This is a genomic window from Stenotrophomonas sp. S4, from assembly GCF_054187805.2.
In genome coordinates this window covers 2,234,978-2,260,781 of sequence record NZ_CM196188.1, presented here as the reverse complement: position 1 = coordinate 2,260,781, position 25,804 = coordinate 2,234,978, and the positions used below count along the sequence as shown (strand labels likewise).

Genomic DNA, 25,804 nt, shown 5'->3' with positions numbered 1-25,804 from the left:
CCACTGACCGGCGTGCAGCGCGCCGCCGTACTGCTGCTTTCGCTGGGTGAGCTGGACGCGGCCGAAGTGCTGCGCCACATGGAACCCAAGGAAGTGCAGAAAATCGGCATCGCCATGGCCACCATGACCGACATCACCCGCGAGCAGGTGGAACGGGTGATGGACCAGTTCGGCCAGGAGCTCGGCTCGAAGACCTCGCTGGGCGTTGGCTCGGACGACTACATCCGCAACATGCTGGTGCAGGCGCTGGGCAGCGAGAAGGCCGGCAACCTGATCGACCGCATCCTGCTCGGCCGCAACACCACCGGCCTGGACGCACTGAAGTGGATGGACCCGCGCGCGGTGGCCGACCTGGTGCGCAACGAGCACCCGCAGATCATCGCCATCGTGATGGCACACCTGGAAACCGACCAGGCCGCCGACGCGCTGAAGCTGCTGCCCGACCGCACGCGTGTGGACGTGCTGCTGCGTATCGCCACGCTCGATGGCATTCCGCCGAACGCGCTGAATGAACTCAACGAGATCATGGAGCGCCAGTTCGCCGGCAACCAGAACCTGAAGTCGTCCAACATCGGCGGCGTGCAGTGCGCGGCCAACATTCTGAACTTCATGGACAGCGGCCAGGACCAAGCGATCCTGGGCGAGATCGCCCGCATCGACGCGCCGTTGAGCAACCGCATCCAGGACCTGATGTTCGTGTTCGACGACCTGGTCGACCTGGACGACCGCGAGATGCAGCTGGTGCTGCGCGAGGTCAGCGGCGAGCGCCTGGGCCTGGCCCTGCGCGGTGCCGACATCAAGGTACGCGACAAGATCACCCGCAACATGTCGCAGCGCGCGGCCGAAATCCTGCTGGAAGACATGGAAGCCCGCGGCCCGGTCCGCCTGTCCGACGTGGAAGGCGCGCAGCGCGAGATCCTGGCCATCGTCAAGCGCATGGCCGATGAAGGCACCGTCACCATCGGTGGCAGTGCGGAGGCCATGCTGTGAGCAACGTCGTGCGCTGGCTTGCCCCGGACCTGCTGGCCCAGCCCGAACCGGTGCTGGAGCAGGAGGATGCGTTCGAACTCACCGAGCCGGACCCGGAACACGAACCGGAGCCGCCGCTGCAGCTGCCCACCCTGGAAGAAATCCAGGCGATCCAGGACAGCGCCGAGAAGGAAGGGTTCGATCAGGGCCATGCCGACGGCTACGGCCAAGGCCAGGCCGAGGTGCGTCGCCTCGCCGCGCAGATCGAAGGCATCCTCGACAACTTCAGCCGGCCGCTGGTGCGGCTGGAAAACGAAGTGGTCGGCGCACTGGGCGAACTGGCCGTGCGCATCGCCGGCGCGCTGGTCGGCCGCGCCTACGAAGCCGAGCCGGCACTGCTGGCACAGCTGGTCGGTGAAGCAATCGACGCGGTCGGCGGCAGCACCCGCGAGGTGGAAGTGCGGCTGCACCCGGATGACATCGCCGCCCTCGCCCCGCTGCTGAACCTGTCGCCGACGCAGCGTCTGGTACCGGATACCAGCCTCAGCCGTGGCGACCTGCGCGTGCACGCTGAAGCGGTACGCATCGACGGCACCCTGGAAGCCCGCCTGCGCGGCGCGCTGGATGCGGTGATCCGCCAGACCGGAGCAGGCGCATGAACCCGGAATCACAAGCCGCGCCGCAACCGGCGCCAGCGGCCGACTGGGCCGTGGCCCGCAACCTGCGCCTGGCCAGCCGCCTGGATGGCCTGCGCGTGGACACCGCCCATGGTCGCGGCCTGATCCGCGAGGGCGTGCTGCGCCGCGCGGTCGGGCTCACCCTGGAAGCGGTCGGCTGCGAGGCGCCACTGGGCGCCAGCTGCAAGGTGGAAGTGGTCGATGGTGGCTGGGTCGATGCCGAAGTGGTCGGCTTCGCCGGCGAGCGCACCTACCTGATGCCCAGCGCCGAACTGCACGGCCTGCTGCCCAACGCGCGGGTGGTACCGTCAGCGCGGCGCGGCGGCGTGGAAGTAGGCGAAGGCCTGCTCGGCCGCGTCATCGACAGCGATGGCGTGCCGCTGGACGGCAAGGGCCCGATCCGCGCCGAAGGCCATGTCGGCATGGCCGGCGTCTCGATCAATCCGTTGGCGCGTGAACCGATCACACAGCCGCTGGACGTGGGCGTGCGCGCGATCAACGCGCTGCTGCCGATCGGCCGCGGCCAGCGTGTCGGCCTGTTCGCCGGTTCCGGCGTCGGCAAGTCGACGCTGCTGGGCATGATGACCCGCTATACCGCCGCCGACGTGATCGTGGTCGGCCTGATCGGTGAACGTGGCCGCGAAGTCCGCGATTTCGTCGAGACCACGCTGGGCGAGGAAGGCCTGCGCCGTGCCGTGGTGGTCGCCAGCCCCGCCGACCGGCCGCCGCTCGCGCGCCTGCACGGTGCCTACCGTGCCACCGCCATCGCCGAGTGGTTCCGCGACCAGGGCCTGAACGTGCTGCTGCTGATGGACTCGCTGACCCGCTTCGCCCAGGCGCAGCGCGAGATCGGCCTGTCGGTCGGCGAACCACCGACCACCCGCGGCTATCCGCCCTCCGTGTTCGCCAAGCTGCCGGCGCTGGTCGAACGCGCCGGCAACGGCGCCAAGGGCCGCGGCTCGATCACCGCGTTCTACACGGTGCTGACCGAAGGCGATGATCCGCAGGATCCGATCGCCGATGCAGCGCGCGCGATTCTCGACGGCCACATCCTGCTCTCGCGCCGCGTGGCCGACAGCGGCCTGTACCCGGCCATCGATGTTGAATCGTCGGTCAGCCGCGTGGTCACGGAAATCGCCGACGAACCGTGGCGCCTGCGCATCCGCAAGTTGAAGCGACTGGTCTCGGCCTACTCGGCCAACCGTGACCTGATCGCGATCGGTGCCTACCAGCGTGGTAACGACGCGGCCACCGACGAAGCCCTGGAACGCTGGCCGGAAATCATGGAGTTCCTCGGCCAGGACGTTGCCAAGGCCGCAGATCTCCCGCACAGCCAGGCGGCGCTGCAGCGTCTGGTGGAACAAGAGAGTTAAGCCATGAACCAGTCCAAGCGCATCGATCCCCTGCTCAAGCGGGCCCAGGAACACGAGGACGCGGTCGCCCGCGACCTGGCCGAACGCCAGCGCGTGCTCGACACCCATCTATCGCGACTGGACGAACTGCGCCGCTATGCCGAGGAGTACGCCAACGCACAGATGGCGGCGACCAGCCCGGCGCAGCTGCTGAACCGCCGCGCCTTCCTTGATCGCCTGGACAGTGCGGTCGAGCAGCAGCAGGCCACAGTCAACGGCAACCGCGAAAAGGTAGAGGCCGAGCGCGCTCGCCTGATCCTGGCCAGCCGTGACAAGGCGGTGCTGGAGCAGCTGGCCGCGAGCTACCGGGCGCAGGAAAAGGTGGTGACCGACCGCCGCGACCAGCGCGAGATGGACGACATTGGTGCGCGGCGCGCGCGCCTGGTGCAGGCCGAGGACCAGGACGGCGCCGAGCAGGGAGGCCGCTCGTGATGCCCGCCCCGCTCGCCAGCAGCGCCAACACGGCCACGCCCGCCAGCAGCAACAGTGCCGCGCGCGCCTCGCGCAGCGAAGGCGGAAAGGACTTCAGCCAGCTGCTGCAGGGCGGTGCGCCCTCCGCGCCGGTGCCTTCCAGCAGCGCCACGACGCCGACGCAGACGCCCTCCACGCCTGGCCAGCCATCGACCACCGACAGCAATGGCCAGGCACCGGGCGAACGCAGCGCGGACGCCGAAGCGACAACCGCTGAAACGCCGCCACTGCCCCCCGTTGCCCTGACCCCGGCTGGGCCCGGCGCCGACAAGGACAAGCCCGCCACGACCGAGGACGCCCCGTGGCCACCGCTCGGCCTGGCCGGCCTGGTGCTGGCAATGCAGACGCCTGCCGATCCGGCCGCCGCTCTGCCGGGTACCGCTGCACCGTCACTGGCCAGCGACGGTACGGCGCTGCCCACCACCCCCGCCACGAACCCGGCACTGCCTGCAGCCGCGCCGGCAGCGACAACCGCAGCCCCGGTGGCGGCCGACGGCAAACCGACGGCAACCAGCGCTGACGACGCCACCGCGCTGCCACTGCCGGAGATGATCCTGCCCGGCAAGCGCAGCGAGCGTGGCGAAGGCAGCGACGTGGCCGCCCTCGGCGACCGCGCAAGTGCGCCGCTGCTGCATGCACCGGCCGCAGCCGCCGTGCAGGACCTGAAGGCCGCGCTGGCCACCGGCAACGCGATCTTCAATGGCGAACCCACGCCGAAGCCCGTGCTGGGTGACGACGGCTTCGATCAGGCCATCGGTGCGCGCCTGGGCTGGCTGGCCGACCAGAAGATCGGCCACGCCCACATCCGCCTGAGCCCGGACGACATGGGACCGGTCGATGTGCGCCTGCAGTTGAACGGTGACAAGGTGCACGCCAGCTTCAGCAGCCCGCACGTGGACGTGCGCCAGGCACTGGAAAGCAGCCTGCCGCGCCTGCGTGAGCTGCTGGGCGAACAGGGCTTCCAGCTGGCCCACGCCGATGTTGGCCACCAGGCGCCCGGTGGTGACGGCAATGCGTCGGGCCAGGCCGGTGGCGGCGGCATGGCCGGTGACGGAGAACCGTCGCCGGGCGACGCCAGCGTGTCGTCCGCGCAGTTGATCCGCCAGCGCGGGTTGCTGGACGCCTACGCCTGACAGGCGTGCCAACCAAGGTTGGCATCTACCAGAGCGGGGCGGTCGGCACCCCGACGGAATTCCGTCGCCCCCCTCTGCCCCGCCTTCGGCACACCCCTTGCATATTCCGGTGAAGCAACCCTCAGGAGCTTCACCCCGTGGCCGCAGCCGCTGACAAAACCAAGAAGACCGCCGAGAAGGACAAGGCCGCCAAGCCGCGTAGTCCGATCCTGATCACCGCACTGGTGGCCGTACTGGCCTCCGCTGCCGCTGGTGGCGGCGTGTGGTTCTTCACCCAATCCAAGCACGAAGAGAAGACCGCGCAGGCGCCCAAGAAGAGCGCCACCCCGGCCCCGGCACAGTACTTCGCGCTGGACCCGGCGTTCGTGGTCAACCTCAATGGCCCGGTCGACGGCCCGCGTTACCTGCAGCTGGAAGTGCAGCTGATGACCCGCGACCCGGCCGCGCTGGAAGCGATCAAGACCCATGCCCCGGCCATCCGCGCGCGCCTGCTGATGCTGTTCTCGCAGGTCAGCCCGGACCAGATCGCCGATGTGGCCGGCAAGCAGAAGCTGCAGGCCGCCTCACTGGCCGAGGTGCAGAAAGTGCTCAAGGCCGAGACCGGCAGCAACGGCGCCGACGATCTGCTGTTCACCAGCTTCGTGACCCAGTAAGGGCCCACCGATGAATGATCTGCTGTCCCAGGACGAGATCGATGCCCTGCTCCACGGCGTGGACAGTGGCGCGGTCGAGACCGATGCGGAACCCCCGTCAGGCGAAGCGCGTTCGTACGACTTCGCCAGCCAGGACCGCATCATCCGTGGTCGCATGCCGACCCTGGAAATGGTCCACGAGCGCTTCGCGCGCCTGTGGCGGATCGGCCTGTTCAACCTGATCCGCCGCTCGGCCGAGCTGTCGGTGCGCGGCATCGAGCTGATCAAGTTCAACGACTACATGCACTCGCTGTATGTACCGACCAACCTGAACCTGATCCGCTTCAAGCCACTGCGCGGCACCGGCCTGATCGTGTTCGAGCCGACCCTGGTGTTCGCCATCGTCGACAACTTCTTCGGCGGCGACGGGCGCTACCCCACCCGCATCGAAGGCCGCGAGTTCACCGCCACCGAAATGCGGGTGATCCACCTGCTGCTGAAGCAGACCTTCGCCGACCTGCGCGAAGCGTGGGCACCGGTGATGGACGTCGACTTCGAGTACATCAACTCGGAGATCAACCCGCATTTCGCCAACATCGTGACGCCGCGCGAGTACGTGGTGGTGTGCCGCCTGCACGTCGAGCTTGACGGCGGTGGCGGCGACATCCACGTCACCCTGCCGTACTCGATGCTGGAACCGATCCGCGAACTGCTCGACGCCGGCATCCAGAGCGACCGCAACGACCGCGACGAGAGCTGGGGCAAGACCCTGCGTGAACAGCTCAACATCGCCGAAGTCACCCTGTCCAGCGTACTGGCCAGCAAGCGCATGACCCTGCGCGACCTGACCCAGCTGAAGGTCGGCGACATCCTGCCGATCGACCTGAGCCCGCAGGTGCCGCTGTGCGTGGAGAACATCCCGGTATTCACCGGCGAGTTCGGCATCGCCAACGGCATGAACGCCGTGAAGATCACCGCTACCCATCCGCCGGGCACCCGCCCGCGCGTACCCGTCATCCAGGAAGACCCGCAATGAACGAAATCGACGCCCTCGAACCGACCCCGGCCCAGTTCAGCAGCCTGCAGGCCGATGAGGCGAACGGTCCGGACCTGAACCTGGACGTGATCCTCGACGTGCCGGTGACCCTGTCGCTGGAAGTCGGTCGTGCCCGCCTGCCGATCCGCAACCTGCTGCAGCTCAACCAGGGCTCGGTGGTGGAACTGGAGCGCGGTGCCGGCGAATCGCTGGACGTATTCGTCAACGGCACCCTGATCGCCCACGGCGAAGTGGTGGTGATCAATGACCGCTTCGGCGTGCGCCTGACCGACGTGGTCAGCCCGAGCGAGCGGATCCGGAGACTGCGTTGAGCCTGCTGGCCTCCACCCTGCTGGCGGTCGGCAAGACCGCCGCGCCGATCGGCCCACAGGTCGGCCAGCACGCGGCCGCTGCACCCAGCCTGTTCGGTGCGGTGCTGGCGTTGCTGGCGGTGCTGGCGCTGGTGATCGGCCTGGGCTGGCTGCTCAAGCGCATGCCCGGCAGTGGCTTCCGCCCGGCCGAAGGCATGAAGCTGGTGGCCAGCCTCAGCGTCGGCGCCAAGGAGCGCGTGGTGGTGGTGGAGGTCAACGGCCAGCAACTGCTGCTGGGCGTCACCGCCGGCGGCATCAATACCCTGCATACCCTGCCCGAACCGCTGCCGCCGCCGGCACCGGTGCGCGTGCCGGACTTCAAGAACCTGCCGAATTTCGCCCAGCTGCTGCAGCAGCGGCTGCGCAAGGACCCCTGACATGCGTGTCACCCGTACCCGTCTTGCCACCCTGATGCCGTGGTTGTTGTTGCTTGCCCTGTGCCTGTTGCCGGCGCTGGCATTCGCCGCGCCCGGCGCGCCGACCACCCCGCTGCCGGACATCAACGTCGGCAAGATCGGTGGTGCGCCGGTCAGCCTGCCGCTGCAGACCCTGCTGCTGATGACCGCGATCACCCTGATCCCGTCGATGCTGCTGGTGCTGACCTCGTTCACCCGCATCATCATCGTGCTGGGCCTGCTGCGCCAGGCATTGGGCACCGGGCAGACGCCGTCCAACCAGGTGCTGCTGGGCCTGGCCCTGTTCCTCACCGCGATGGTGATGATGCCGACCTGGGACAAGGCGTGGAGTGCGGGCATGGCGCCCTATCTCAACGGTGACATCGACTTCCAGACCGCCTGGACATTGACCACGCAGCCACTGCGCGGGTTCATGCTGGCGCAGATCCGCGAGACCGACCTGATGACCTTCGCCGGCATCGCCGGGCATGGCACCTACGCCAGTCCCGATGCGATCCCGTTCCCGGTGCTGGTCGCTTCGTTCGTCACCAGCGAACTGAAGACCGCTTTCGAGATCGGCTTCCTGATCTTCATCCCGTTCGTGATCATCGACCTGGTGGTGGCCAGCGTGCTGATGTCGATGGGCATGATGATGCTGTCGCCGATGCTGGTGTCGGCACCGTTCAAGATCCTGCTGTTCGTGCTGGTGGATGGCTGGGTACTGACGGTCGGCACGTTGGCGGCCAGCTTCAACCCCGCCTGAGACCCCCGTAAAGCGCAGTCGAGCATGGCTCGACTCTACATACGCAGATGGAACCCGAATGTCTCCCGAACTTGCCTTGACCGAATTGCGTGGCGGCCTGATCACCGTGCTGTGGGTGGCCGGCCCGCTGCTGCTCACCGTGCTGGTGGTGGGCGTGGTGGTCGGTGTCGTGCAGGCCGCGACCCAGCTCAATGAACCGACCATCGCCTTCGTCGCCAAGGCGGCGGCGCTGACCGCGGTGCTGTTCGCGCTGGGCAGCCTGCTGATCGGCCACCTGGTTGAATTCACCACGCTGCTGTTCCAGCGCATTCCGCACCTGATCGGCTAGGACACGCGCTTCGATGGACGCCGCCACCCAGATGGCTGCCGACGGCCTGCAGGCCTTCGGCATGATCGGCACCGTGCTGTGGACCATGCTGCGCATCGGCGCGGTGGCCATGGCCATGCCCATGGTGGGGACCCGCGCGGTGCCGTCGCGGGTGCGCGTGGTACTGGCCGGTACCCTGGCCATCGCACTGACGCCGCTGCTGCCGCCGGTACCGGACTGGACCGGCTTCGACGCTGCCACCGTACTGACCATCGCCCGTGAACTGGCCATCGGCGTATCCATCGGCTTCATGCTGCGGCTGGTGTTCGAAGCCGGTGCGATGGCCGGCGAACTGATCGCCCAGGGCACCGGCCTGGCCTTCGCGCAGATGAGCGATCCGCTGCGTGGTGGCACCTCGGGTGTGATCGGCCAGTGGTTCTACCTGCTGTTCGGCCTGCTGTTCTTCACCGCCAACGGCCACCTCGCATTGATCTCGCTACTGGTGGACAGCTACCGCGCACTGCCGATCGGCGCCCCGCTGCCGGACCCGCACGCCTTCTTCAGCATCGCCCCGACCTTCCTGCTGACCGTGCTGCGTGGCGCCCTGACGCTGGCCATTCCGCTGACCGTGGCGATGCTGGCAGTGAACCTGGCCTTCGGCGTGCTCGCCCGCGCCGCGCCGGCGCTGAATCCGATCCAGCTGGGCCTGCCGGTCTCGCTGCTGCTGGGCCTGTTCCTGCTGGCCCTGCTGGCCGGGGAAATGGGGCCGCCGGTACAGCGCCTGTTCGACGCCGCCTTCCAGGCTGCAGACGCGGTCACACACTGACCCGATCATCACGTATTGCCGCTTGCCATGCATTCGTTTCTGTAGAGCCGAGCCCATGCTCGGCTGCCATTGGCCGGAACACTAGCCGAGCATGGGCTCGGCTCTACAGGGGCGCAGTTTCACGTTTTGCTGCTTGCCCTTCCCCCCGGTCTGCGCGTTAGAGTGAATGCGTGGCGTCCAGGGGGGACGCCGCACCTGGCCGCCGCCGTTCCGCGTCGGCCTGCCTCATGCATGCCCCACCGTGGTTTCCGTCGACAGGCAGGTCCGGGAGACTGACGAATGCTGGTAGGCACGTACAACCCGTGGCTGGTGGCGATCTCGCTGCTGGTCGCCGTGATGGCTTCATACACCGCGCTGGCGATGGCCGGGCGCACGGTGACCGCCCCGGGCAGGGGCGCGGCCTGGTGGTGGCGCCTGGGGGGCGGCTTCGCCATGGGCCTGGGCATCTGGTCGATGCACTTCATCGGCATGCTGGCCTTCGACCTGCCCATTCCATTGGGCTACGACCTTCCCATCACCCTGCTCTCGCTTGCGCTTGCCATCGCCTCATCGGTGTTCGCGCTGTGGCTGGTCTCGCTGCGCACCCTGCCCCACCCGCGGCTGGCCGGCGGCGCCCTGCTGATGGGCACCGGCATCGCCGGCATGCATTACGTCGGCATGGCCGCCATGCGCATGCAGCCAGGCATCGACTACGACCCGGGTTGGCTGCTGTTCTCGCTGATGGTGGCGGTGGCCGCCTCCTGGACTGCGCTGTACGTGGCGTTCCGCCTGCGCGCGCAGCGCACCCGCATCGGTGATCGCCTGGCGGCGGCGGGCCTGCTCGGCCTGGCCATCGTCGGCATGCACTACACCGGCATGGCCGCCGCGCGCTTCCCGGAAGGCAGCATCTGCGGTGCGGCGGTCGGCGATGGCCTGCAGAACGAGTGGCTGGCAATGCTGGTGGTGGTGCTGACCGTGGCGATCCTGGCCGTGGTGCTGGTGGTCTCATGGCTGGACCAGCGCGTGGAGGCGCAACTGCTGCGGCTGCGCAATTCGATGCTGAGCACCTCGTTGACCGATGCCCAGCAGGAACTGACCCAGGCCGCGCTGCATGATCCGCTCACCCGCCTGCCCAACCGCCTGCTGCTGCAGCGGCGCATCGTGCAGGCGCTGGCCGAGGCCGAACAAGGCGGCAACCGCTTCGCGGTGTTGTTCATGGACCTGGACGGCTTCAAGCAGGTCAATGATGCCTATGGCCATCAGGCCGGTGATGCGCTGCTGGTGGCGGTGGCCGAACGCACCCGCCAGCTGCTGCGCCCGCACGACCTGCTGGCACGGCTGGGCGGCGACGAGTTCGTGCTGGTGGTGCGCATCGAGCACGACGAGGACCTGCCGACCCTGGCCCGTCGCATCCTGCAGGCCGTGGGCAGCGGCCCATTGCTGCCGGACAACGAACTGCAGGTGACCGCCAGCATCGGCGTGGCGATCTGCCCGGACCACGCCGCCAGCGAGCGGCAGCTGATGGCCTTCGCCGATGCAGCGATGTACCAGGCCAAGGAATCCGGACGCAACGCCTTCGTGCTGTTCGCCGACTGGATGAACGACAGTGCCGAGCAGCAGTTCCGGCTGCTGGCCGACCTGCGCCGCGCGATCGGCAGCGAACAGCTGTTCCTGCACTATCAACCGAAGATCCGCGTGGCCACGCAGAAGGTGGCGGGCGCCGAAGCCCTGATCCGTTGGCGCCATCCGGACCACGGCCTGATCCCGCCGGACCGCTTCATCCGCCTGGCCGAGCGCAGCGGCGCGATCAACGAGATCGGTCGCTGGGCGCTGGACCAGGCCTGCCAGCAGCTGCGGCGCTGGCACGACGCCGGACATGATGGCTGGTCGATGTCGGTGAACCTGTCGCCGGTGCAGTTCAGCTCGCCACATCTGCTGCAGGATGTGCGCGAGGTGATCGAGCGCCATGGCATCCCCGCGCGCCACCTGGTGCTGGAGATCACCGAAAGCACGGTGATGCGTGACACCGATACCAGCCTGCGCCTGCTGCAGGCGCTGTCGGCGCTGGGCGTGGGCATCTCCATCGATGATTTCGGAACCGGCTATTCCAGCCTGCTGTACCTGAAGCGGCTGCCGGCCACCGAGATCAAGATCGACCACGCGTTCGTGCGCGACCTGGAACACAGCGCCGAGGACGTGGTGATCGTCTCGGCGATCGTGGCGCTGGGCCATGCGCTGGACATGGACATCGTGGCCGAGGGCGTGGAGACCGCCGCCCAGCGCGCCTACCTGGAGCGCCTGGGCTGCGACTTCCTGCAGGGATACCTGCTCGGCCGCCCGGTCGACGCGGCGCGCTTCATGCAGCTGCACGACCTGCCCCGGCCGCGGGTGGAACTGGCGCAGAGCCCGCCGCCCAGCGGCAACGCGCCCCTGTAGCCGAGGACGCCGGCCACGGCCTGGCGCTACCGGTGCCTGCTCTGGTAGGTGCCAACCTTGGTTGGCACATGAACCCATCACGGAACAGTTCTTGCACGCACCCCGGCATCCCCTGCCGCAGTGCCCGTGATGTCCGAGAACGAATCCGCCGGCGAAAAGACCGAACAACCTACCGAAAAACGCCTGCGCGATGCCCGTGAACAGGGCAACCTGCCGCGTTCGCGCGAACTTGGCACCGCCGCCGTGTTCGGCGCCGGCGTGTTGGCAGTGATGGCCATGAGCGGCTCGATCGGCCGTGGCGCCACGGCCTGGATGAAGCACGCGCTCAGCCCGGAACAGAGCCTGCGGCAGAACCCGAAGGAACTGTTCGGCCACTTCGGCGACCTGCTGCTGCAGTTCATGCTGGTGATCGCACCGCTGGTGCTGGTCTGCCTGCTGGCCAGCTTCGTCGCACCGCTGGTGATGGGTGGCCTGCGCTGGTCGCAGAAGGCGCTGCTGCCCGATATCAACCGCATGAACCCGATGAGCGGGCTCAAGCGCCTGTATGGCCCGGAAGCCATCGCCGAGTTCACCAAATCGCTGCTGCGCGTGGCCTTCGTCGGTGTGGCCGCCGGGCTGGTGGTCTGGACCGGCTTCGACACCCTGCGGGGGCTGATCCACCACCCGCTGGAGACCGCCATTACCGACGGCCTCGGCTTCACCCTGCGCCTGCTGCTGGCCACCGCCGGCGCCATGCTGGTGCTGGCCGCCATCGATGCCCCGTACCAGCGCTGGAACTGGATGCGCAAGCTGAAGATGACCCGTGAAGAGCTGCGCCGGGAAATGAAGGAAAGCGAGGGCAGCCCCGAGGTGAAGGGCCGCATCCGCCAGCTGCAGCAGCAGATGGCCAACCGCCGGATGATGGAAGCGGTGCCCACCGCCGACGTGGTGGTGGTCAACCCCACCCACTATGCGGTAGCCCTGAAATACGAGGGCGGCGCCATGAACGCCCCCACCGTGGTCGCCCTGGGCGTGGACGAGACCGCCCTGCGCATCCGTGAAGTGGCCGACGGCAACAAAGTCGCGATCGTCTCTGCCCCGCCTTTGGCACGCGCCTTGTATCGGGAAGGCCAACTCGGAAAGGAAATCCCCGTGAGACTGTATTCGGCCGTCGCCCAGGTCCTGTCCTACGTCTACCAGCTGCGCGCCTGGCGCACTGGCCCGATGCCGGACGCCCCGCACATCCAGGTGGATGAATTCGGCAAGGGAGGCCGCCCGTGAGCGCCCAGCCCTCCGCCGGTTTCAACACCCGCCGCGCCCTGGAAATGATCCGTCAGGGCCTTGGCGCACCGCTGATCGTGCTGGCCCTGCTGGCCATGGTCGTGGTGCCGCTGGCCGCGCCGGTGCTCGATGCGCTGTTCACCTTCAACATCGCCATCTCGCTGATGGTGCTGCTGGCGGTGGTCTACGTGAAGCGCCCGCTGGACTTCACCATCTTCCCGATCGTGCTGCTGATCACCACCATGCTGCGGCTGGCGCTGAACGTGGCCTCCACCCGCGTGATTCTGCTGAACGGCCAGAACGGCCACGACGCCGCGGGCAAGGTCATCGCCGCGTTCGGCGAGTTCGTGATCGGCGGCAACTACGCGGTCGGCATCGTGGTGTTCGCGATCCTGACCATCATCAACTTCGTGGTCATCACCAAGGGCGCCGGCCGCGTCTCGGAAGTGACCGCGCGCTTCATCCTCGACGCGATGCCCGGCAAGCAGATGGCGATCGACGCCGATCTCAACGCCGGTTTGCTGACGCGTGAAGAGGCCAAGCTGCGCCGTGAGGAGGTCCGCGAGGAAGCCGACTTCTACGGTGCGATGGACGGTGCCAGCAAGTTCATCCGCGGCGACGCCATTGCCGGCATCCTGATCCTGTTCATCAACATGCTCGGCGGCCTGGCCGTGGGCGTGCTGCAGCATGGCATGCCATTCGGCGAAGCCGCTGCCACCTACACCCTGCTGTCGATCGGTGACGGTCTGGTGGCGCAGCTGCCGGCCCTGCTGGTCTCCAGCGCCGTGGCGATGCTGGTTACCCGCGCCTCGCGCTCGCAGGACATGGCCCAGGCCATGACCGGCCAGGTGTTCGGCCAGTACCGTGCGCTGGCGATCACCGCCGGCATCATCGGCGTGGTCGGCCTGGTGCCGGGCATGCCCAACGTCGCTTTCCTGACGCTGTCCGCGATCCTCGGTTTCATCGCCTGGAAGGTGTACCGCAAGGGCAAGGCCCCGGCTGCCGATGCGGCGGGCGCTGGCACGGATGCTGCCGCGCTCAACGCACTCGGCCGCCCAGCCGCACCCGCACCGACCGCCGAACTGAGCTGGGACGAACTGCGCCCGGTCGATCCGCTGGGCCTGGAGGTCGGCTACCGGCTGATTCCGCTGGTGGACAGCAACCAGGGCGGCGAACTGATGGCACGCATCAAGGGCGTGCGCCGCAAGCTGACCCAGGATGTCGGCTTCCTGATCCCGTCGGTGCACATCCGCGACAACCTGGAACTGCCGGCCAACGGCTACCGCGTGCTGGTGCACGGCGTGCCGGTGGCCACCGCCGAGATCCATCCTGATCGCGAACTGGCGCTGGACCCGGGCAGTGCGCTCGGCGCGCTGGAAGGCATCGCCGGCAAGGACCCCGCGTTCGGCCTGGATGCCACCTGGATCCAGCCGCACCAGCGCGCCCAGGCCGAAACGCTGGGCTACACCGTGGTCGATCCGGCCACTGTGGTCGCCACCCATCTGTCGCACCTGATCCGCGAGCACGCGCCGGAACTGCTCGGCCACGAAGAAGTGCAGCACCTGCTGGCCAACCTGGCCAAGAGCGCGCCGAAGCTCGTCGAAGATCTGACGCCGAAGGCGCTGCCGCTGTCGGCAGTGGTGCGCGTGCTGCAGAACCTGCTGGTCGAGCGCATTCCGATCCGCCAGCTGCGCAAGATCGCCGAAGCACTGGTCGAACACGCGCCCAGCAGCCAGGACCCGGCCGTGCTGACCGCCGCCGTGCGCACCGCGCTGGGCCGCTTCATCGTGCAGGAGATCGCCGGAATGTCGGCGGAGCTGCCGGTGTTCACCCTCAACCCGCAATTGGAACGTGTCTTGCAGGAGTCCACGCAGGGCAACGGCGCCGCGCTGGAACCCGGACTCGCTGAGCGACTGCACCAGAGCCTGGCCGAATGTGTCAGCAAGCAGGAAGCCCGCAACGAGCCCGCGGTCGTGCTGGTACCTGGCCCGGTGCGCGCCGCGCTGGCCCGCCTGGTCCGCCACAGCGTTCCGTCGCTGTCGGTCCTGGCCTACAGCGAGGTGCCGGAGGACAAGCGCCTGAAGCTGGTCGGAACGATCAGCTGACGCCGCCCTCCGATGCGCCAGAAAACAGACACCACTTTCGAACCAACGCAACAGACAGATACCAAGGGGAACCCGCACCGTGCAGACCACCGACCACCCGAGTTCTCCGACCGCCACCCCGCCGTCTTCGTCCCGTGACCACAGCATGAAAATCAAACGATTCGTCGCCGCCGACATGCGCTCGGCCATGAACCTGGTGCGCAAGGAACATGGTCCTGACGCCGTGATCCTGTCCAACCGCCGGATCGAGGAAGGTATCGAGATCGTCGCCGCCGCCAACTACGACGAGAGCGCCGTGCAGCGTGCACTGGAAGCCTCGCGCCGTGATGTCGCACCGCCGCCGGCCCCCAAGCCGCGCACCGCCGCCGACGCGGTGATCGCCGCCGTCACCCGCCGCCGCAGCAGCACCCCGGCGCCGGAACCGGTCGCCGCCACCACCTCGGCCGTCGCCGCCCTCGCCCGCGCCGCCGTCGGCGCCACCGGCCGCACCCTGGACAGCGCCGACGAGATCGTGCCGACCCGCGGCAGCACCGGCTTCGCCGCCACCCTGGCGCGTGCCGCCGTCAACGAACCGGCGCTGCCGGACCAGATCTTCGCCCCGTTCGCCGAAGCCATCGTCGCACCGGCCAACCGCGCCCGCTTCCAGATCGACCCGCCGCATGAGACGCATCACGAAAGCGCGGCGCCGGCCGTGCAGCCGCCGCCGCTGCCGACCGCTGTCGTGACCGATGCACAGCCAGATATCGCCGCCAGCGAACCGGCAGCGGTCGAAGCCGTCGTCGAGGCCAGCCCGGCCCCGATGCTGGCCCCGGCACCGACGCTGACCGTGGTCGCCCAGGACGACGCCGAGATCCGCCAGCTGCGCCAGGAAGTGGCCGGCATGCGCCAGGTGATCGAGCGCGAGATGAACCGCTTCAACGACGAGCGCCTGCGTGGCTGTCCGGTGCGCGCCACCGCGCTGGACCTGATGGACGAATACGGCTTCGATGCCGGCCTGGCCCGCGACGTGGCCATGCAGATCCCGCTGGAGACCGAGGCCCACCGCGGCCGCGGCCTGATGCTGGGGCTGATCTCGCGCAAGCTGCCGATCGCCCCGGTCGACCCGCTGGAAGAAGGTGGTGTGATCGCCCTGGTCGGCCCGACCGGCGCCGGCAAGACCACCACCATCGCCAAGCTGGCCTCGCGCTTCGCCGAGAAGCACGCGCCGCGCGACGTCGCCCTGGTCACCACCGACACCACCCGCATCGGCGCCCGTGAGCAGCTGTATGGCTACGGCCGCCAGCTCGGCATCGCCGTGCACGAGGCCAACAGCGGCACCGACCTGGACCAGCTGCTGGAACGCCTGAAGGACTACAAGCTGGTGCTGATCGACACCGCCGGACTAGGCCCGCGCGACCGTGCGCTGGCCGCCCAGCTGCAGTGGCTGCGGGCCGCGCGCCAGGTGCGCACCCTGCTGGTGCTGCCGGCCAACACCAGCTTCGGCGACATGGACGAGGTGGTGCGCCGCTTCGGTGCGGCCAACCTGCAGGGCCTGGTGCTGAGCAAGCTGGACGAGACCGGCCGCTTCGGCAACGCCCTGTCGGTGGCCGTGGACCACGCCCTGCCGATCACCTGGGTGACCGATGGCCAGGACGTCCCGGAGGACCTGCACCGGGCCAGTGCGGCCAATCTTGTACTTCGCCTTGAAGATTTGCGCCGAGCGGCCGATATGCCCTGCAACCCGGAGTTGAACCATGCCGTCGCGTGAGTACGCCAAGCTGACCAAGACCTTCCCGCTGTCGGCCACCCGCAGCGAGCCGCTCGGCCCTGTGCGCACCATTGCCGTGACCGGCGGCAAGGGCGGCGTGGGCAAGACGAATGTGTCCGCCAACCTGGCCGTGGCGCTGGCCGGCATGGGCAAGCGCACGCTGCTGCTGGACGCCGACCTCGGCCTGGCCAACATCGACGTGATCCTGGGGCTGAACCCCACCTTTACGCTGGCCGACCTGGTTGCTGGCCGCTGCTCGCTGGACGACGTCATCGTCGAAGGCCCGAACGGCGTGCTGGTGGTCCCGGCCGCATCCGGCCGCCGGCACATGGCCGAGCTGGCCCCGGCCGAGCATGTCGGCCTGGTCAACGTGTTCTCCGAACTGGAACGCGAGCTGGACATCATGGTGGTCGATACCGCCGCCGGCATCACCGACGGCGTGCTGACCTTCTGCCAGGCCGCGCAGGACACCGTGGTGGTGGTCTGCGATGAGCCGGCTTCGATCACCGACGCCTACGCACTGATCAAGGTACTGTCGCGCGAGCGCGGCGTGGACCGCATCCAGGTGGTGGCCAACATGGTGCGCGACCCGAACGAGGGCCGCGTGCTGTACGAGAAGCTGACCCGCGTCTGCGAGAAGTTCCTCGCCGATGTCTCGCTGAACTACCTCGGCTGCGTACCGCAGGATGACTGGCTGCGCCTGTCGGTGCAGCGCCAGCAGCCGGTGGTGAAGGCCTATCCGTCCAGTCCTTCGGCGCTGGCGATCACCGAGATCGCGCGCCGCACCGCACGCTGGCAGGCACCGACCGAACCGCGTGGCGGTGTCGAGTTCTTCCTCGAACGCATTCTCAAGCAGCGCGGGGTGGCCGCATGAAAGGCGCAGCCCAGTACAAGGAAGTCCAGCGCTCGGCGGCCAACGAGGTCATCGCCCAGCACTCGGACCTGGTGCGGCGCATCGCCCACCACCTGGCCGCGCGCCTGCCGGCCAGCGTCGAAGTCGATGATCTGATCCAAGCCGGCATGATGGGCCTGATCGAAGCCTCGCGCAGCTATGACGCCGACCAGGGCGCGTCGTTCGAGACCTATGCCTCGATCCGCATCCGCGGCTCGATGATCGACGAGATCCGCCGTGGCGACTGGGTGCCGCGCTCGGTGCACCGCCGTGCCCGCGATGCCGCCGCCACCATCCGCCGCCTGGAACAGAGCACCGGCCGTGCCGCCAGCGCCACCGAAGTGGCCGCCGCGATGGAGATGCCGCTGCCCGAATACCTGCGGCTGATGGAAGACGCCGCACGTGGCCAGGTGCTGAGCCTGGAGTCGCGCATCGAAGACCAGGGCGAACTGGACACCGTCGCCCAGGGTGGCCCGACCCCGCAGCAGGTGCTGGAGCGCGGCGAGTTCGGCCGCGAGCTGGGCAAGGCCATCGGCCACCTGCCCGAGCGCGAACAACTGGTGCTCTCGCTCTACTACGAGCAGGAGCTGAACCTGAAGGAGATCGGCGCGGTGCTCGGCGTGAGCGAATCGCGGGTCTGCCAGATCCACGGCCAGGCCGTGCTGCGCCTGCGCGGCCGGCTGAAGATATTCGAGGCCGTCGACGCCGGCCTGGAAGAATGAACATCCCCGAGGCGGCTGCCCCCGGCCGCCCGGAATGAACAACAAAGGAACTCTGCTTTGAACAAGAACATGCGCATCCTGATCGTCGACGACTTCTCGACCATGCGTCGAATCGTCAAGAACCTGCTGGGCGATCTGGGCTTCACCAACACCGCCGAAGCCGAGGACGGGCATGCCGCGCTGTCGCTGCTGCAGAGCCAGCCGTTCGATTTCGTCGTCACCGACTGGAACATGCCGGTGATGACCGGCATCGAACTGCTCAAGGCGATCCGTGCCGATGCCAAGCTGAAGACCCTGCCGGTACTGATGGTCACCGCCGAAGCCAAGCGCGAGCAGATCATTGAAGCGGCCCAGAACGGCGTGAATGGTTACATCATCAAGCCGTTCACCGCGCAGACGCTTGAAGAAAAGCTCGGCAAGATCTTCGAACGCCTGGCGGCCAGCGCCTGATGGATACCACGGTCGACAAGAACGCCCTCGCCCTGCGCCTGCAGGAAGCCCTGGACGCACTGGAGTCCGGTGACGAAGCCGCGTGGCGGCAACGCATCGACGGACTGGTCGCGCTGCGCACGCAGCCGATGATGAGCGGCCTTTCGCGGCTCGCCCGCGAGCTGGGGCAGGCCCTGGGTGAACTGCCGACCGTGCCCAGCGAAGCCGGCGAACTGGACGATGCCTGCGCACGCCTGGACCACGTGGTGGCGATGACCGAACAGGCCACCCACCGCACCCTGGACCTGGCCGAGGAATGCCGCAGCCTGACCGAACAGCTGCGCGCCGAAGGCCTGCAGCCGGGCCAGGACGCGCAGCTCGAGCGCATCCGCCACAACCTCACCGAGATCGCCCTGACCCAGAGCTACCAGGACCTGACCGGGCAGATCATCCGTCGCGTGGTCGGCATCGTCCGCCGCGTGCACGAAGGCTTCGGCGCACTCGGCCTGCCGCCGGAACAGCATCGCACCGACCCGGAACTGGCCGGGCCGGCACTGAAAGGACTGGACCGCCACGCGGTCTCGCAGAACGACGCCGACGACCTGTTGTCGGATCTGGGGCTGTAAGCATGAGCGCGGTATCCGACGACATCACTGCCGATTTCATCATCGAGGCACAGGAAATCCTGGATCGCCTCGGCGAACAGCTGGTGTCGCTGGAACAGGCACCGCAGGACACCGAACAGCTCAACGCGGTGTTCCGGGGCTACCACACGCTCAAGGGCGGCGCCGGCTTCCTCGGTGTCACCGCCATGGTCGAGCTGTGCCACGCCGCTGAAGAAGCACTGGGCGCTGCACGTGCCGGCCAGGCCGTGCTGCAGGCCCATCACTTCGATGCCGCCCAGCAATCGCTGGACTACCTGCAGTCGATGCTGGATGCCGTGTCTTCCGGCACCGAGCCGGGCTATGCACCGCCGGACCTGATCGCCCAGTTCGACGTGCATGGCGGTGCCGTGGCTGCACCCGCCGCCGCAGCAGCTCCCGCTGCGGGTGGCAGCGACCTGATCACCGACGACGAGTTCGAGGCCCTGCTCGACCAGCTGCACGGCGGCAACGCACCGACCGCGGTGGCGCCGGCAAAGAAGGCCGACGACGGGCTGATCAGCGAGGACGAGTTCGAAGCTCTGCTCGACCAGCTGCATGGCGGCGCCGCACCCGGCGCCAAGCCTGCGGCTACGGCGGCACCGGCACCGATCGCCGCCCCGCGCCCGGCGGCCGCACCGGCACCGGCGGCCAAGCCGGCCGCCAAGCCGCTGGCCGAAGCCGAACATACCGTGCGCGTGGACACCAAGCGCCTGGACGCGATCGTCAATCTGATCGGCGAACTGGTGCTGTCGCGCAACCGGCTCAAGACCCTGCGCGCGCGCCTGCGCGACGAAGAACTGGACCGCGCCGTGTCCACCCTGGACATCGCCACCGCGCGCCTGCAGTCGGCGGTGATGCGTACCCGCATGCAGCCGGTGGGCAAGGTGTTCTCGCGCTTCCCCAAGGTCGCCCGCGACGTCGCCCGCTCACTGAAGAAGGAAGTGGACCTGGAGCTGATCGGTGCCGAGACCGAGCTCGACCGCAACCTGGTCGAAGCGCTGGCCGACCCGCTGGTGCACCTGGTCCGCAACGCCATCGACCATGGCGTGGAAATGCCCGACCTGCGCGAAGCACAGGGCAAGCCGCGGATGGGCCATGTGCGGTTGTCGGCGCAACAGGAAGGTGACTACGTCAGCATCGAGGTGCAGGACGATGGCGCCGGCATCGACCCGGAAAAGCTGCGCGCGAAGGCACGCGAGAAGGGCCTGATCGATCCGGAGGCCGCCGCCCGCCTGAGCAGCGAGGAGTGCCTGCACCTGGTGTTCCTGCCCGGCTTCTCGACCAAGCAGCAGGTCACGGATATTTCCGGCCGCGGCGTTGGCATGGACGTGGTGCAGTCGCGCATCCGCGAACTGAGCGGCCAGATCCAGATCCAGTCGGAGCTGGGCCGCGGCAGCCGCTTCCTGATCCGCGTGCCGCTCACCCTGGCGATCCTGCCGACCCTGCTGGTGCAGGCCGGCGAGGACGTCTATGCGCTGCCGCTGGCGCGCGTGATGGAAGTGCTGCACGCACCGCGCACCTCGCTGGGCTGGTTCGATGGCCGCGCCGTGCTCGACCGCCGTTCGCACACGCTGCCACTGGTCGATCTGCGCCAGTGGCTGGATGTGACGCCCGCCGCGTCGACCCTGCTGACCATCGTGGTGCTGCAGGCCGGCGAAGCGCGCTTCGGCCTGGTCGTGGACCAGGTGCGCGGGCGCGAGGAAGTGGTCATCAAGCCACTACCGAAAGCCCTGCGCGGCCTGCGCGGTTACGCCGGTGCAACCTTGATCGGCGATGGTCGCATGGCGCTGATCCTGGACGTGGACGGCCTGCGCAGCCCGCACGACTGACCCGCTTGCTGAACCCGTAAAACTGTGAAGTCGCACCAGTAGCCCGTACCGGTGTCTCAAGTCCCATTCATACAAGCCGATACCGGATCCATGGATAGACTCAGCCTCATTGGACTCTTTCTCGCCCTGGCCTCGCTGGTCGGTGGCAGCATCCTCAAGGGCGCCGGCCTGGCGTCGTTGTGGTCGCCTGCGGCGTTCGTGATCGTCATCGTCGGCACCGTGGCCGCGATCCTGCTGCATACCTCGCCGGCGGTGTTCAAGCATGCGTTCAAGATCGTGCGCTGGGTCGTGCGCCCGCCGCACAGCGATCGCCGCGAGCTGATCCAGCAGATCGTCGAGTGGAGCAACATCGCCCGCCGCCAGGGCCTGCTGGGCCTGGAATCGCAGGTGGAAGCGCAGCAGGACCCGTTCCTGCGCAAGGGCCTGCAGCTGCTGGTGGACGGCGTCGAGCCCGAATCGATGCGGCACATGCTGGAAATCGAACTGGGCAGCCAGGAACACCAGGACCAGGCCGGCGCCAAAGTGTTCGAAGCGATGGGCATCTACGCACCGACGCTCGGCATCATCGGTGCCGTGCTCGGCCTGATCGCGGTGATGAAGAACCTGGCCGACCCCAGCAAGCTCGGCCACGGCATCGCCGCCGCGTTCACCGCAACGATCTACGGCATCGCCTCGGCCAACCTGCTGTTCCTGCCGATCTCGGCCAAGCTCAAGAGTGTGATCTCGCACAACACGCGCGACCGCGAGATGGTCATCGAAGGCCTGATCTCGATCGCCCAGGGCGAGAACCCGCGCAACATCGAAACCAACCTCTCCGGCTTCCTGCACTGACATGGCCCGCCGCAAGCACCACGAAGAGCACGCCAACCACGAAGCATGGGCGATCCCCTATGCCGACCTGATGACGCTGCTGCTCGCCTTCTTCGTGGTCATGTACGCGATTTCCTCGGTCAACGAGGGCAAGTACCGGATCATGGCCGACGCGCTCACCGATGCCTTCGGTGGCGCGCCGCGCACGATCAATCCGGTGCAGGTCGGCAACAAGCAGGTGCAGGGCGGCGGCTGGGACAGCCCGTCGGTGATCAAGTCCGGCACCAAGGTCGGCCCGTCCGCACCGGCGCCCTCGCACGACCCGACGCTGCTGCCGTCGATGGCCTCGCAGATGCGCATGCCGGTTTCGGTGCACAACCAGGAACAGATCGCGCGCGCCGAGCGCCAGCTCAACACCATCGCCGACCGCCTGACCGCCGCGCTGGCGCCGCTGATCGACCGCGGCATGATCAGCGTGCGCCGCACGGAACTGTGGATCGAAGTCGAGATCAACAGCGACATCCTGTTCCCGACCGGCTCGGCCGCGCTGGACGTGCACGCGCGGCAGACCCTGGCCAGCCTGGCCGAGGTGCTGCGCGACGTACCCAACAGCGTGCGCGTGGAAGGCCACACCGACAACGTGCCGATCGCCACTGCCACCTTCCCGTCCAACTGGGAGCTGTCGGCCGGACGCGCCGCCAGCGTGGTGCACCTGTTCGCCGACCAGGGCGTGCAGCCGTCGCGGCTGGCGATGGTCGGCTACGGCCAGTTCCGCCCCCGCGAAGAGAATGACAGCGCGCAGGGCCGCAACCGCAACCGCCGGGTCATGGTCATCATCCTGGCCGACACCTCGCACTCGGTGGATCCGCTGGGCCAACGCCTGAACGCGGCCACCGGCGCCACCGACAGCACCGCCACCGAACAGGCCGCAGCAACGCCGGCCAGCGCCCCCACCTCCCCCATCGCACCGGTGACGTTGCCGCCGGTGCCGGCTGGCAGCCGCGTCGGCGCCGCCGTCCCCCCGGCAATGAAGGAGTAATCCGATGCGCATCTGGGCAGTCGCCAACCAGAAGGGCGGAGTCGGCAAGACCACCACCACCCTCGCCCTCGGCCGTGGCCTGGCCGCGCTCGGCCATCGCGTGCTGCTGATCGACCTCGATCCGCATGCCTCGCTCAGCCGCGCCTTCGGCGTGCCGGTGGATCCGCCGCCGGCCGGCGTGCTGGAACTATTCGGCGCACCGCCCGCCGACCTTGCCAGCCTGTGCCATGCCAGCAACATCCATGGCCTGGACTACGTCTGCGCGCAGTCGGCGCTGGCGACACTGGAACGCCGCAGCGCCAACCAGCCCGGTCTCGGCCTGGCCCTGCAGAACGCCCTGGCGCGCCACCAGGGCCAGCACGACTACATCCTGCTGGATTGCGCACCGACCCTCGGCCTGCTGATGATCAACGCGCTGGCCGCAGCCGATCGCCTGATCATCCCGACCCAGGCCGAGCCGCTGGCCCTGCACGGTCTGGATGGCATGGTCCGCACCGGCGAGATGGTCGAACGTTCGCGCCGCCGCCCGCTGCCGATCTCGATCCTGCCCACCCTGTTCGACCGCCGCACCCGCGCCGGCAACGAGTCGCTGCGCACCATGCAGGACCGTCATGGCAGCCGCGTGTGGGAAGACGCGATTCCGATCGACACCCGCATCAGCAACGCGGCAGGCCTGACCCTGCCGAGCGTCGGCGAGGACTACCCCGGCCGTGGCCTGGCCGCCTACCGCCGCGCCTTGAACTGGATCCTCGGCGAGGACGCCCGCGCCCTGGAGCAGGCCGCATGAACAGCACCGGCATCCTCGACGACTACCTGGACGAACTGCTGGGCGACGCAATTGTCGCGCCGCCTGCCGTGCTGTCGCCCGCCAGCGCCGGGCCAGGTCCGGCGATCGAAGCGGTCGCCGAACGCGAGCCGACCTGGGATGACCTGCCGGCCGAAGTGATCTACGAAACCGAGACCGTTGCCGCTGCCCCTGCCGTGGACAACGCCGCACTGGAAGCCGCTTTCGATGCCGCCTCCGCGCCCGTCAGCGTGATCGATGCAGAACGCGAACCTACCTGGGACGATCTGCCGACCGAAGTGATCTACGAAACGGATGCCGTCGTCGCGGCCCCGGCCGCGGATGAGACTGCACTGGAGGCGGCCTTCGAGGCCGCCGCCGCACCGGCCAGCATCGCGGCCGCCGAACGCGAGCCGACCTGGGATGACCTGCCCGACGAAGTCATCCACGGAACCGCGCCGGCACCCGCTGCGACCGCTGCGAAAAGCGGCCCGGAACCCACCTGGGACGATCTTCCGGACGAAGTGATCTACGAGACCGACCCGGCGGACAGCCATCGTCTCGCCCACACCGACAGCCCCGGCCTGCAGGCCGCCTTCGAGGCGGCCGCCGGTGGCGAAGACGTGCCCACGCCACCACCCGCCGTGGTCGCAGCGCCAGTGGCACCACCGGCCGCACGCGCTGCCGCCACACCGCCGCCGCGCGTCGCCATCGATGCACCCGCAGGCAACCGCCCCGGCACCTGGCAGGAGCTGCAGGCGCAGGCCCACCAACCGGCCCGCAGCCCGCATCCGCAGAACCGTCGTGCCGGCGAACGTACCTCGCGCTGGCTGCGCCTGCGCTGCGGCACCCAGGCCTATGCCCTGGAACTGCTGAAGGTCCAGGAGGTCGTGCTGCCGGTGCCGCTGCTGCCGCTGCGCGGCACCGCTGCAGCCATGCTGGGCATCATGAACCTGCGCGGCCAGGTGGTCCCGGTGATGGACCTGGGCCTGCACCTGGGCGCGGCCGCCGCCGAGGACGACGCCCAGACCCGCATCGTGGTGCTGGAAGAAGATGGCGAGACCATCGGCCTGCGCGTATCGGCAGTGGAGGATGTCGCCAACCTCACCGATTCGCAGATCGAGCCGCCGGATACCGCACGCATCTGCCAGATCTCCAACGACCTGTTCCGAGGCGTGGCCCGGGTCAGCCAGCGCCCGATGATCCTGCTCGACGCCACCCGGCTGCTGAGCTGAGCCGCAACGAAAAAAGGGGATTAAGTCGCAACTGGCTCGGCGGTTTGCGCGGTCGCCGTTGCTACTGGCAGTCGCAGAGCGGCGAGCCGTTTGCGACTTAATCCCCTCCGTCCCCTCTTCAAGGGCGACCCGAAAAGCACCGCATCGACGCACCGCGTCGATTCCCCTAAAGAACCCCACCGGGGTGCCGTTATGGATCACGGAACCGTTTGTCCGGAGCAACGATGAGCACTGTCGAACTGGGTGGGGATCTCGGCATCGAGAGCACTACCGAGCTCAAGAACCGCCTCGCCCCACTGGTGGAGCAGGCAGGCGAGCTGACCCTGGATGCCAGCCAGGTCGCCCGCATCCACACGGCCGCCGTGCAGGTGCTGTGTGCGTTCGTGCAGGCCCGCCGCGAGGCAGGCCTGGGCACCGGCTTCCACGGTTGCACCGCAACCTTCCGTGACGCCGCGCGCCTGCTGGGCGTCACCCAGGCCCTGGGCCTGGACGTAACCCATGACAACCTGAAATCTGTGGAGAACGCTGCATGAGCGCACGTATCTTGGTGGTGGACGATTCGGCGTCGATGCGCCAGATGGTGTCCTTCGCCCTCACCTCGGCCGGTTTTGCCGTCGAAGAAGCTGAAGACGGCGCGGTCGCGCTCGGTCGTGCCAAGGGCCAACGCTTCAATGCGGTGGTCACCGACGTCAACATGCCGAACATGGATGGCATCGCGCTGATCCGCGAGCTGCGCCAGCTGCCGGACTACAAGTTCACCCCGCTGCTGATGCTGACCACCGAATCGGCCGCCGACAAGAAGTCCGAAGGCAAGGCCGCCGGTGCCACCGGCTGGCTGGTCAAGCCGTTCAATCCCGAACAGCTGGTCGCCACCGTGCAGAAAGTGCTGGGCTGATCGCCC

27 protein-coding genes are annotated in these 25,804 nt (G+C 68.4%); all 27 read left to right on the top strand.

The features are described 5' to 3' along the window. Window positions 1–3: 3 nt before the first annotated feature. The gene (gene fliG, locus ACUZUJ_RS10560) at window positions 4–990 is read left to right on the top strand and encodes a flagellar motor switch protein FliG (protein ID WP_024958226.1); all 987 of its coding nucleotides are present in this window, start codon (window positions 4–6) and stop codon (window positions 988–990) included. Then, the gene (locus ACUZUJ_RS10555) at window positions 987–1,628 is read left to right on the top strand and encodes a FliH/SctL family protein (protein ID WP_049442746.1); all 642 of its coding nucleotides are present in this window, start codon (window positions 987–989) and stop codon (window positions 1,626–1,628) included. Before fliG ends, ACUZUJ_RS10555 begins: the two co-directional genes overlap by 4 nt. Next, the gene (locus ACUZUJ_RS10550) at window positions 1,625–3,019 is read left to right on the top strand and encodes a FliI/YscN family ATPase (RefSeq protein WP_049442747.1); all 1,395 of its coding nucleotides are present in this window, start codon (window positions 1,625–1,627) and stop codon (window positions 3,017–3,019) included. Before ACUZUJ_RS10555 ends, ACUZUJ_RS10550 begins: the two co-directional genes overlap by 4 nt. Window positions 3,020–3,022: 3 nt before the next feature. Beyond that, a complete protein-coding gene (gene fliJ / locus ACUZUJ_RS10545; RefSeq protein WP_005416437.1) occupies window positions 3,023–3,490 on the top strand; it encodes a flagellar export protein FliJ in 468 nt (155 codons plus the stop codon). After that, window positions 3,490–4,662: a flagellar hook-length control protein FliK gene (locus ACUZUJ_RS10540; protein WP_458220839.1), complete on the top strand. Its 1,173-nt coding sequence runs from the start codon at window positions 3,490–3,492 to the stop codon at window positions 4,660–4,662. Before fliJ ends, ACUZUJ_RS10540 begins: the two co-directional genes overlap by 1 nt. A gap of 137 nt (window positions 4,663–4,799) precedes the next feature. Further along, window positions 4,800–5,315, top strand: coding sequence for a flagellar basal body-associated FliL family protein (locus ACUZUJ_RS10535; RefSeq protein WP_049442749.1), 516 nt, complete (start codon window positions 4,800–4,802; stop codon window positions 5,313–5,315). A gap of 10 nt (window positions 5,316–5,325) precedes the next feature. Beyond that, window positions 5,326–6,330: a flagellar motor switch protein FliM gene (gene fliM / locus ACUZUJ_RS10530; RefSeq protein ID WP_014037106.1), complete on the top strand. Its 1,005-nt coding sequence runs from the start codon at window positions 5,326–5,328 to the stop codon at window positions 6,328–6,330. Beyond that, window positions 6,327–6,662: a flagellar motor switch protein FliN gene (gene fliN / locus ACUZUJ_RS10525; RefSeq protein WP_075674539.1), complete on the top strand. Its 336-nt coding sequence runs from the start codon at window positions 6,327–6,329 to the stop codon at window positions 6,660–6,662. The genes fliM and fliN overlap by 4 nt, the downstream gene beginning before the upstream one ends. Next, a complete protein-coding gene (gene fliO, locus ACUZUJ_RS10520) occupies window positions 6,659–7,078 on the top strand; it encodes a flagellar biosynthetic protein FliO (protein WP_014037105.1) in 420 nt (139 codons plus the stop codon). The genes fliN and fliO overlap by 4 nt, the downstream gene beginning before the upstream one ends. Before the next feature lies 1 nt (window position 7,079). Then, window positions 7,080–7,859, top strand: coding sequence for a flagellar type III secretion system pore protein FliP (gene fliP, locus ACUZUJ_RS10515; protein ID WP_188489512.1), 780 nt, complete (start codon window positions 7,080–7,082; stop codon window positions 7,857–7,859). Window positions 7,860–7,917: 58 nt separating this feature from the next. Then, window positions 7,918–8,187: a flagellar biosynthetic protein FliQ gene (locus ACUZUJ_RS10510; RefSeq protein ID WP_005413254.1), complete on the top strand. Its 270-nt coding sequence runs from the start codon at window positions 7,918–7,920 to the stop codon at window positions 8,185–8,187. Between the two features lie 13 nt (window positions 8,188–8,200). Next, window positions 8,201–8,992 carry a flagellar biosynthetic protein FliR gene (gene fliR, locus ACUZUJ_RS10505; protein ID WP_458220838.1) on the top strand — a complete coding sequence of 264 codons (792 nt, stop codon included), beginning with the start codon at window positions 8,201–8,203 and terminating at the stop codon, window positions 8,990–8,992. A 279-nt stretch (window positions 8,993–9,271) separates the two neighbouring features. Further along, window positions 9,272–11,407 (top strand): putative bifunctional diguanylate cyclase/phosphodiesterase, encoded by a 2,136-nt coding sequence (locus tag ACUZUJ_RS10500; protein WP_049442752.1) that lies wholly within the window; start codon window positions 9,272–9,274, stop codon window positions 11,405–11,407. Window positions 11,408–11,536: 129 nt separating this feature from the next. Next, window positions 11,537–12,667 carry a flagellar biosynthesis protein FlhB gene (flhB, locus tag ACUZUJ_RS10495; protein WP_014037101.1) on the top strand — a complete coding sequence of 377 codons (1,131 nt, stop codon included), beginning with the start codon at window positions 11,537–11,539 and terminating at the stop codon, window positions 12,665–12,667. Between the two features lie 44 nt (window positions 12,668–12,711). Then, window positions 12,712–14,772: a flagellar biosynthesis protein FlhA gene (flhA, locus tag ACUZUJ_RS10490; protein ID WP_170871758.1), complete on the top strand. Its 2,061-nt coding sequence runs from the start codon at window positions 12,712–12,714 to the stop codon at window positions 14,770–14,772. Window positions 14,773–14,917: 145 nt separating this feature from the next. Then, complete coding sequence (gene flhF, locus ACUZUJ_RS10485) at window positions 14,918–16,519, top strand: flagellar biosynthesis GTPase FlhF (protein WP_458220837.1); 1,602 nt, start codon at window positions 14,918–14,920, stop codon at window positions 16,517–16,519. Then, window positions 16,506–17,393: a MinD/ParA family ATP-binding protein gene (locus tag ACUZUJ_RS10480; protein WP_005416424.1), complete on the top strand. Its 888-nt coding sequence runs from the start codon at window positions 16,506–16,508 to the stop codon at window positions 17,391–17,393. The genes flhF and ACUZUJ_RS10480 overlap by 14 nt, the downstream gene beginning before the upstream one ends. Further along, a complete protein-coding gene (locus ACUZUJ_RS10475; RefSeq protein ID WP_458220836.1) occupies window positions 17,390–18,133 on the top strand; it encodes an RNA polymerase sigma factor FliA in 744 nt (247 codons plus the stop codon). Before ACUZUJ_RS10480 ends, ACUZUJ_RS10475 begins: the two co-directional genes overlap by 4 nt. Before the next feature lie 57 nt (window positions 18,134–18,190). Next, on the top strand, window positions 18,191–18,583 hold the full coding sequence (cheY, locus tag ACUZUJ_RS10470) for a chemotaxis response regulator CheY (RefSeq protein WP_005413247.1): 393 nt from the start codon (window positions 18,191–18,193) through the stop codon (window positions 18,581–18,583). Beyond that, window positions 18,583–19,188 carry a protein phosphatase CheZ gene (locus tag ACUZUJ_RS10465; RefSeq protein ID WP_006442968.1) on the top strand — a complete coding sequence of 202 codons (606 nt, stop codon included), beginning with the start codon at window positions 18,583–18,585 and terminating at the stop codon, window positions 19,186–19,188. The genes cheY and ACUZUJ_RS10465 overlap by 1 nt, the downstream gene beginning before the upstream one ends. A gap of 2 nt (window positions 19,189–19,190) precedes the next feature. Beyond that, on the top strand, window positions 19,191–21,035 hold the full coding sequence (locus ACUZUJ_RS10460) for a chemotaxis protein CheA (protein ID WP_458220835.1): 1,845 nt from the start codon (window positions 19,191–19,193) through the stop codon (window positions 21,033–21,035). A 90-nt stretch (window positions 21,036–21,125) separates the two neighbouring features. Further along, window positions 21,126–21,866: a flagellar motor protein gene (locus ACUZUJ_RS10455; protein ID WP_014037096.1), complete on the top strand. Its 741-nt coding sequence runs from the start codon at window positions 21,126–21,128 to the stop codon at window positions 21,864–21,866. Between the two features lies 1 nt (window position 21,867). Beyond that, window positions 21,868–22,884, top strand: a complete 1,017-nt coding sequence (gene motD / locus ACUZUJ_RS10450) for a flagellar motor protein MotD (RefSeq protein ID WP_014037095.1) — start codon at window positions 21,868–21,870, stop codon at window positions 22,882–22,884. 4 nt (window positions 22,885–22,888) lie between these two features. Beyond that, window positions 22,889–23,671, top strand: coding sequence for a ParA family protein (locus ACUZUJ_RS10445; protein WP_014037094.1), 783 nt, complete (start codon window positions 22,889–22,891; stop codon window positions 23,669–23,671). Further along, window positions 23,668–24,903, top strand: a complete 1,236-nt coding sequence (locus ACUZUJ_RS10440) for a chemotaxis protein CheW (protein ID WP_458220834.1) — start codon at window positions 23,668–23,670, stop codon at window positions 24,901–24,903. The genes ACUZUJ_RS10445 and ACUZUJ_RS10440 overlap by 4 nt, the downstream gene beginning before the upstream one ends. A gap of 224 nt (window positions 24,904–25,127) precedes the next feature. Further along, complete coding sequence (locus ACUZUJ_RS10435; RefSeq protein ID WP_014647026.1) at window positions 25,128–25,436, top strand: STAS domain-containing protein; 309 nt, start codon at window positions 25,128–25,130, stop codon at window positions 25,434–25,436. Continuing rightward, window positions 25,433–25,798: a response regulator gene (locus tag ACUZUJ_RS10430; protein WP_005409521.1), complete on the top strand. Its 366-nt coding sequence runs from the start codon at window positions 25,433–25,435 to the stop codon at window positions 25,796–25,798. Before ACUZUJ_RS10435 ends, ACUZUJ_RS10430 begins: the two co-directional genes overlap by 4 nt. Window positions 25,799–25,804: the final 6 nt, after the last annotated feature.

What these genes read in the sequence shown, in the direction of transcription:
- ACUZUJ_RS10550 (WP_049442747.1), top strand. Translation starts at nt 1,625, where the DNA reads ATGAACCCGGAATCACAAGCCGCGCCGCAACCGGCGCCAGCGGCCGAC.
- fliJ (WP_005416437.1), top strand. Translation starts at nt 3,023, where the DNA reads ATGAACCAGTCCAAGCGCATCGATCCCCTGCTCAAGCGGGCCCAGGAA.
- ACUZUJ_RS10540 (WP_458220839.1), top strand. Translation starts at nt 3,490, where the DNA reads ATGCCCGCCCCGCTCGCCAGCAGCGCCAACACGGCCACGCCCGCCAGC.
- fliM (WP_014037106.1), top strand. Translation starts at nt 5,326, where the DNA reads ATGAATGATCTGCTGTCCCAGGACGAGATCGATGCCCTGCTCCACGGC.
- fliN (WP_075674539.1), top strand. Translation starts at nt 6,327, where the DNA reads ATGAACGAAATCGACGCCCTCGAACCGACCCCGGCCCAGTTCAGCAGC.
- fliP (WP_188489512.1), top strand. Translation starts at nt 7,080, where the DNA reads ATGCGTGTCACCCGTACCCGTCTTGCCACCCTGATGCCGTGGTTGTTG.
- ACUZUJ_RS10510 (WP_005413254.1), top strand. Translation starts at nt 7,918, where the DNA reads ATGTCTCCCGAACTTGCCTTGACCGAATTGCGTGGCGGCCTGATCACC.
- fliR (WP_458220838.1), top strand. Translation starts at nt 8,201, where the DNA reads ATGGACGCCGCCACCCAGATGGCTGCCGACGGCCTGCAGGCCTTCGGC.
- ACUZUJ_RS10500 (WP_049442752.1), top strand. Translation starts at nt 9,272, where the DNA reads ATGCTGGTAGGCACGTACAACCCGTGGCTGGTGGCGATCTCGCTGCTG.
- flhB (WP_014037101.1), top strand. Translation starts at nt 11,537, where the DNA reads ATGTCCGAGAACGAATCCGCCGGCGAAAAGACCGAACAACCTACCGAA.
- flhA (WP_170871758.1), top strand. Translation starts at nt 12,712, where the DNA reads ATGATCCGTCAGGGCCTTGGCGCACCGCTGATCGTGCTGGCCCTGCTG.
- flhF (WP_458220837.1), top strand. Translation starts at nt 14,918, where the DNA reads ATGAAAATCAAACGATTCGTCGCCGCCGACATGCGCTCGGCCATGAAC.
- ACUZUJ_RS10480 (WP_005416424.1), top strand. Translation starts at nt 16,506, where the DNA reads ATGCCGTCGCGTGAGTACGCCAAGCTGACCAAGACCTTCCCGCTGTCG.
- ACUZUJ_RS10475 (WP_458220836.1), top strand. Translation starts at nt 17,390, where the DNA reads ATGAAAGGCGCAGCCCAGTACAAGGAAGTCCAGCGCTCGGCGGCCAAC.
- ACUZUJ_RS10465 (WP_006442968.1), top strand. Translation starts at nt 18,583, where the DNA reads ATGGATACCACGGTCGACAAGAACGCCCTCGCCCTGCGCCTGCAGGAA.
- ACUZUJ_RS10460 (WP_458220835.1), top strand. Translation starts at nt 19,191, where the DNA reads ATGAGCGCGGTATCCGACGACATCACTGCCGATTTCATCATCGAGGCA.
- ACUZUJ_RS10455 (WP_014037096.1), top strand. Translation starts at nt 21,126, where the DNA reads ATGGATAGACTCAGCCTCATTGGACTCTTTCTCGCCCTGGCCTCGCTG.
- motD (WP_014037095.1), top strand. Translation starts at nt 21,868, where the DNA reads ATGGCCCGCCGCAAGCACCACGAAGAGCACGCCAACCACGAAGCATGG.
- ACUZUJ_RS10445 (WP_014037094.1), top strand. Translation starts at nt 22,889, where the DNA reads ATGCGCATCTGGGCAGTCGCCAACCAGAAGGGCGGAGTCGGCAAGACC.
- ACUZUJ_RS10440 (WP_458220834.1), top strand. Translation starts at nt 23,668, where the DNA reads ATGAACAGCACCGGCATCCTCGACGACTACCTGGACGAACTGCTGGGC.
- ACUZUJ_RS10435 (WP_014647026.1), top strand. Translation starts at nt 25,128, where the DNA reads ATGAGCACTGTCGAACTGGGTGGGGATCTCGGCATCGAGAGCACTACC.
- ACUZUJ_RS10430 (WP_005409521.1), top strand. Translation starts at nt 25,433, where the DNA reads ATGAGCGCACGTATCTTGGTGGTGGACGATTCGGCGTCGATGCGCCAG.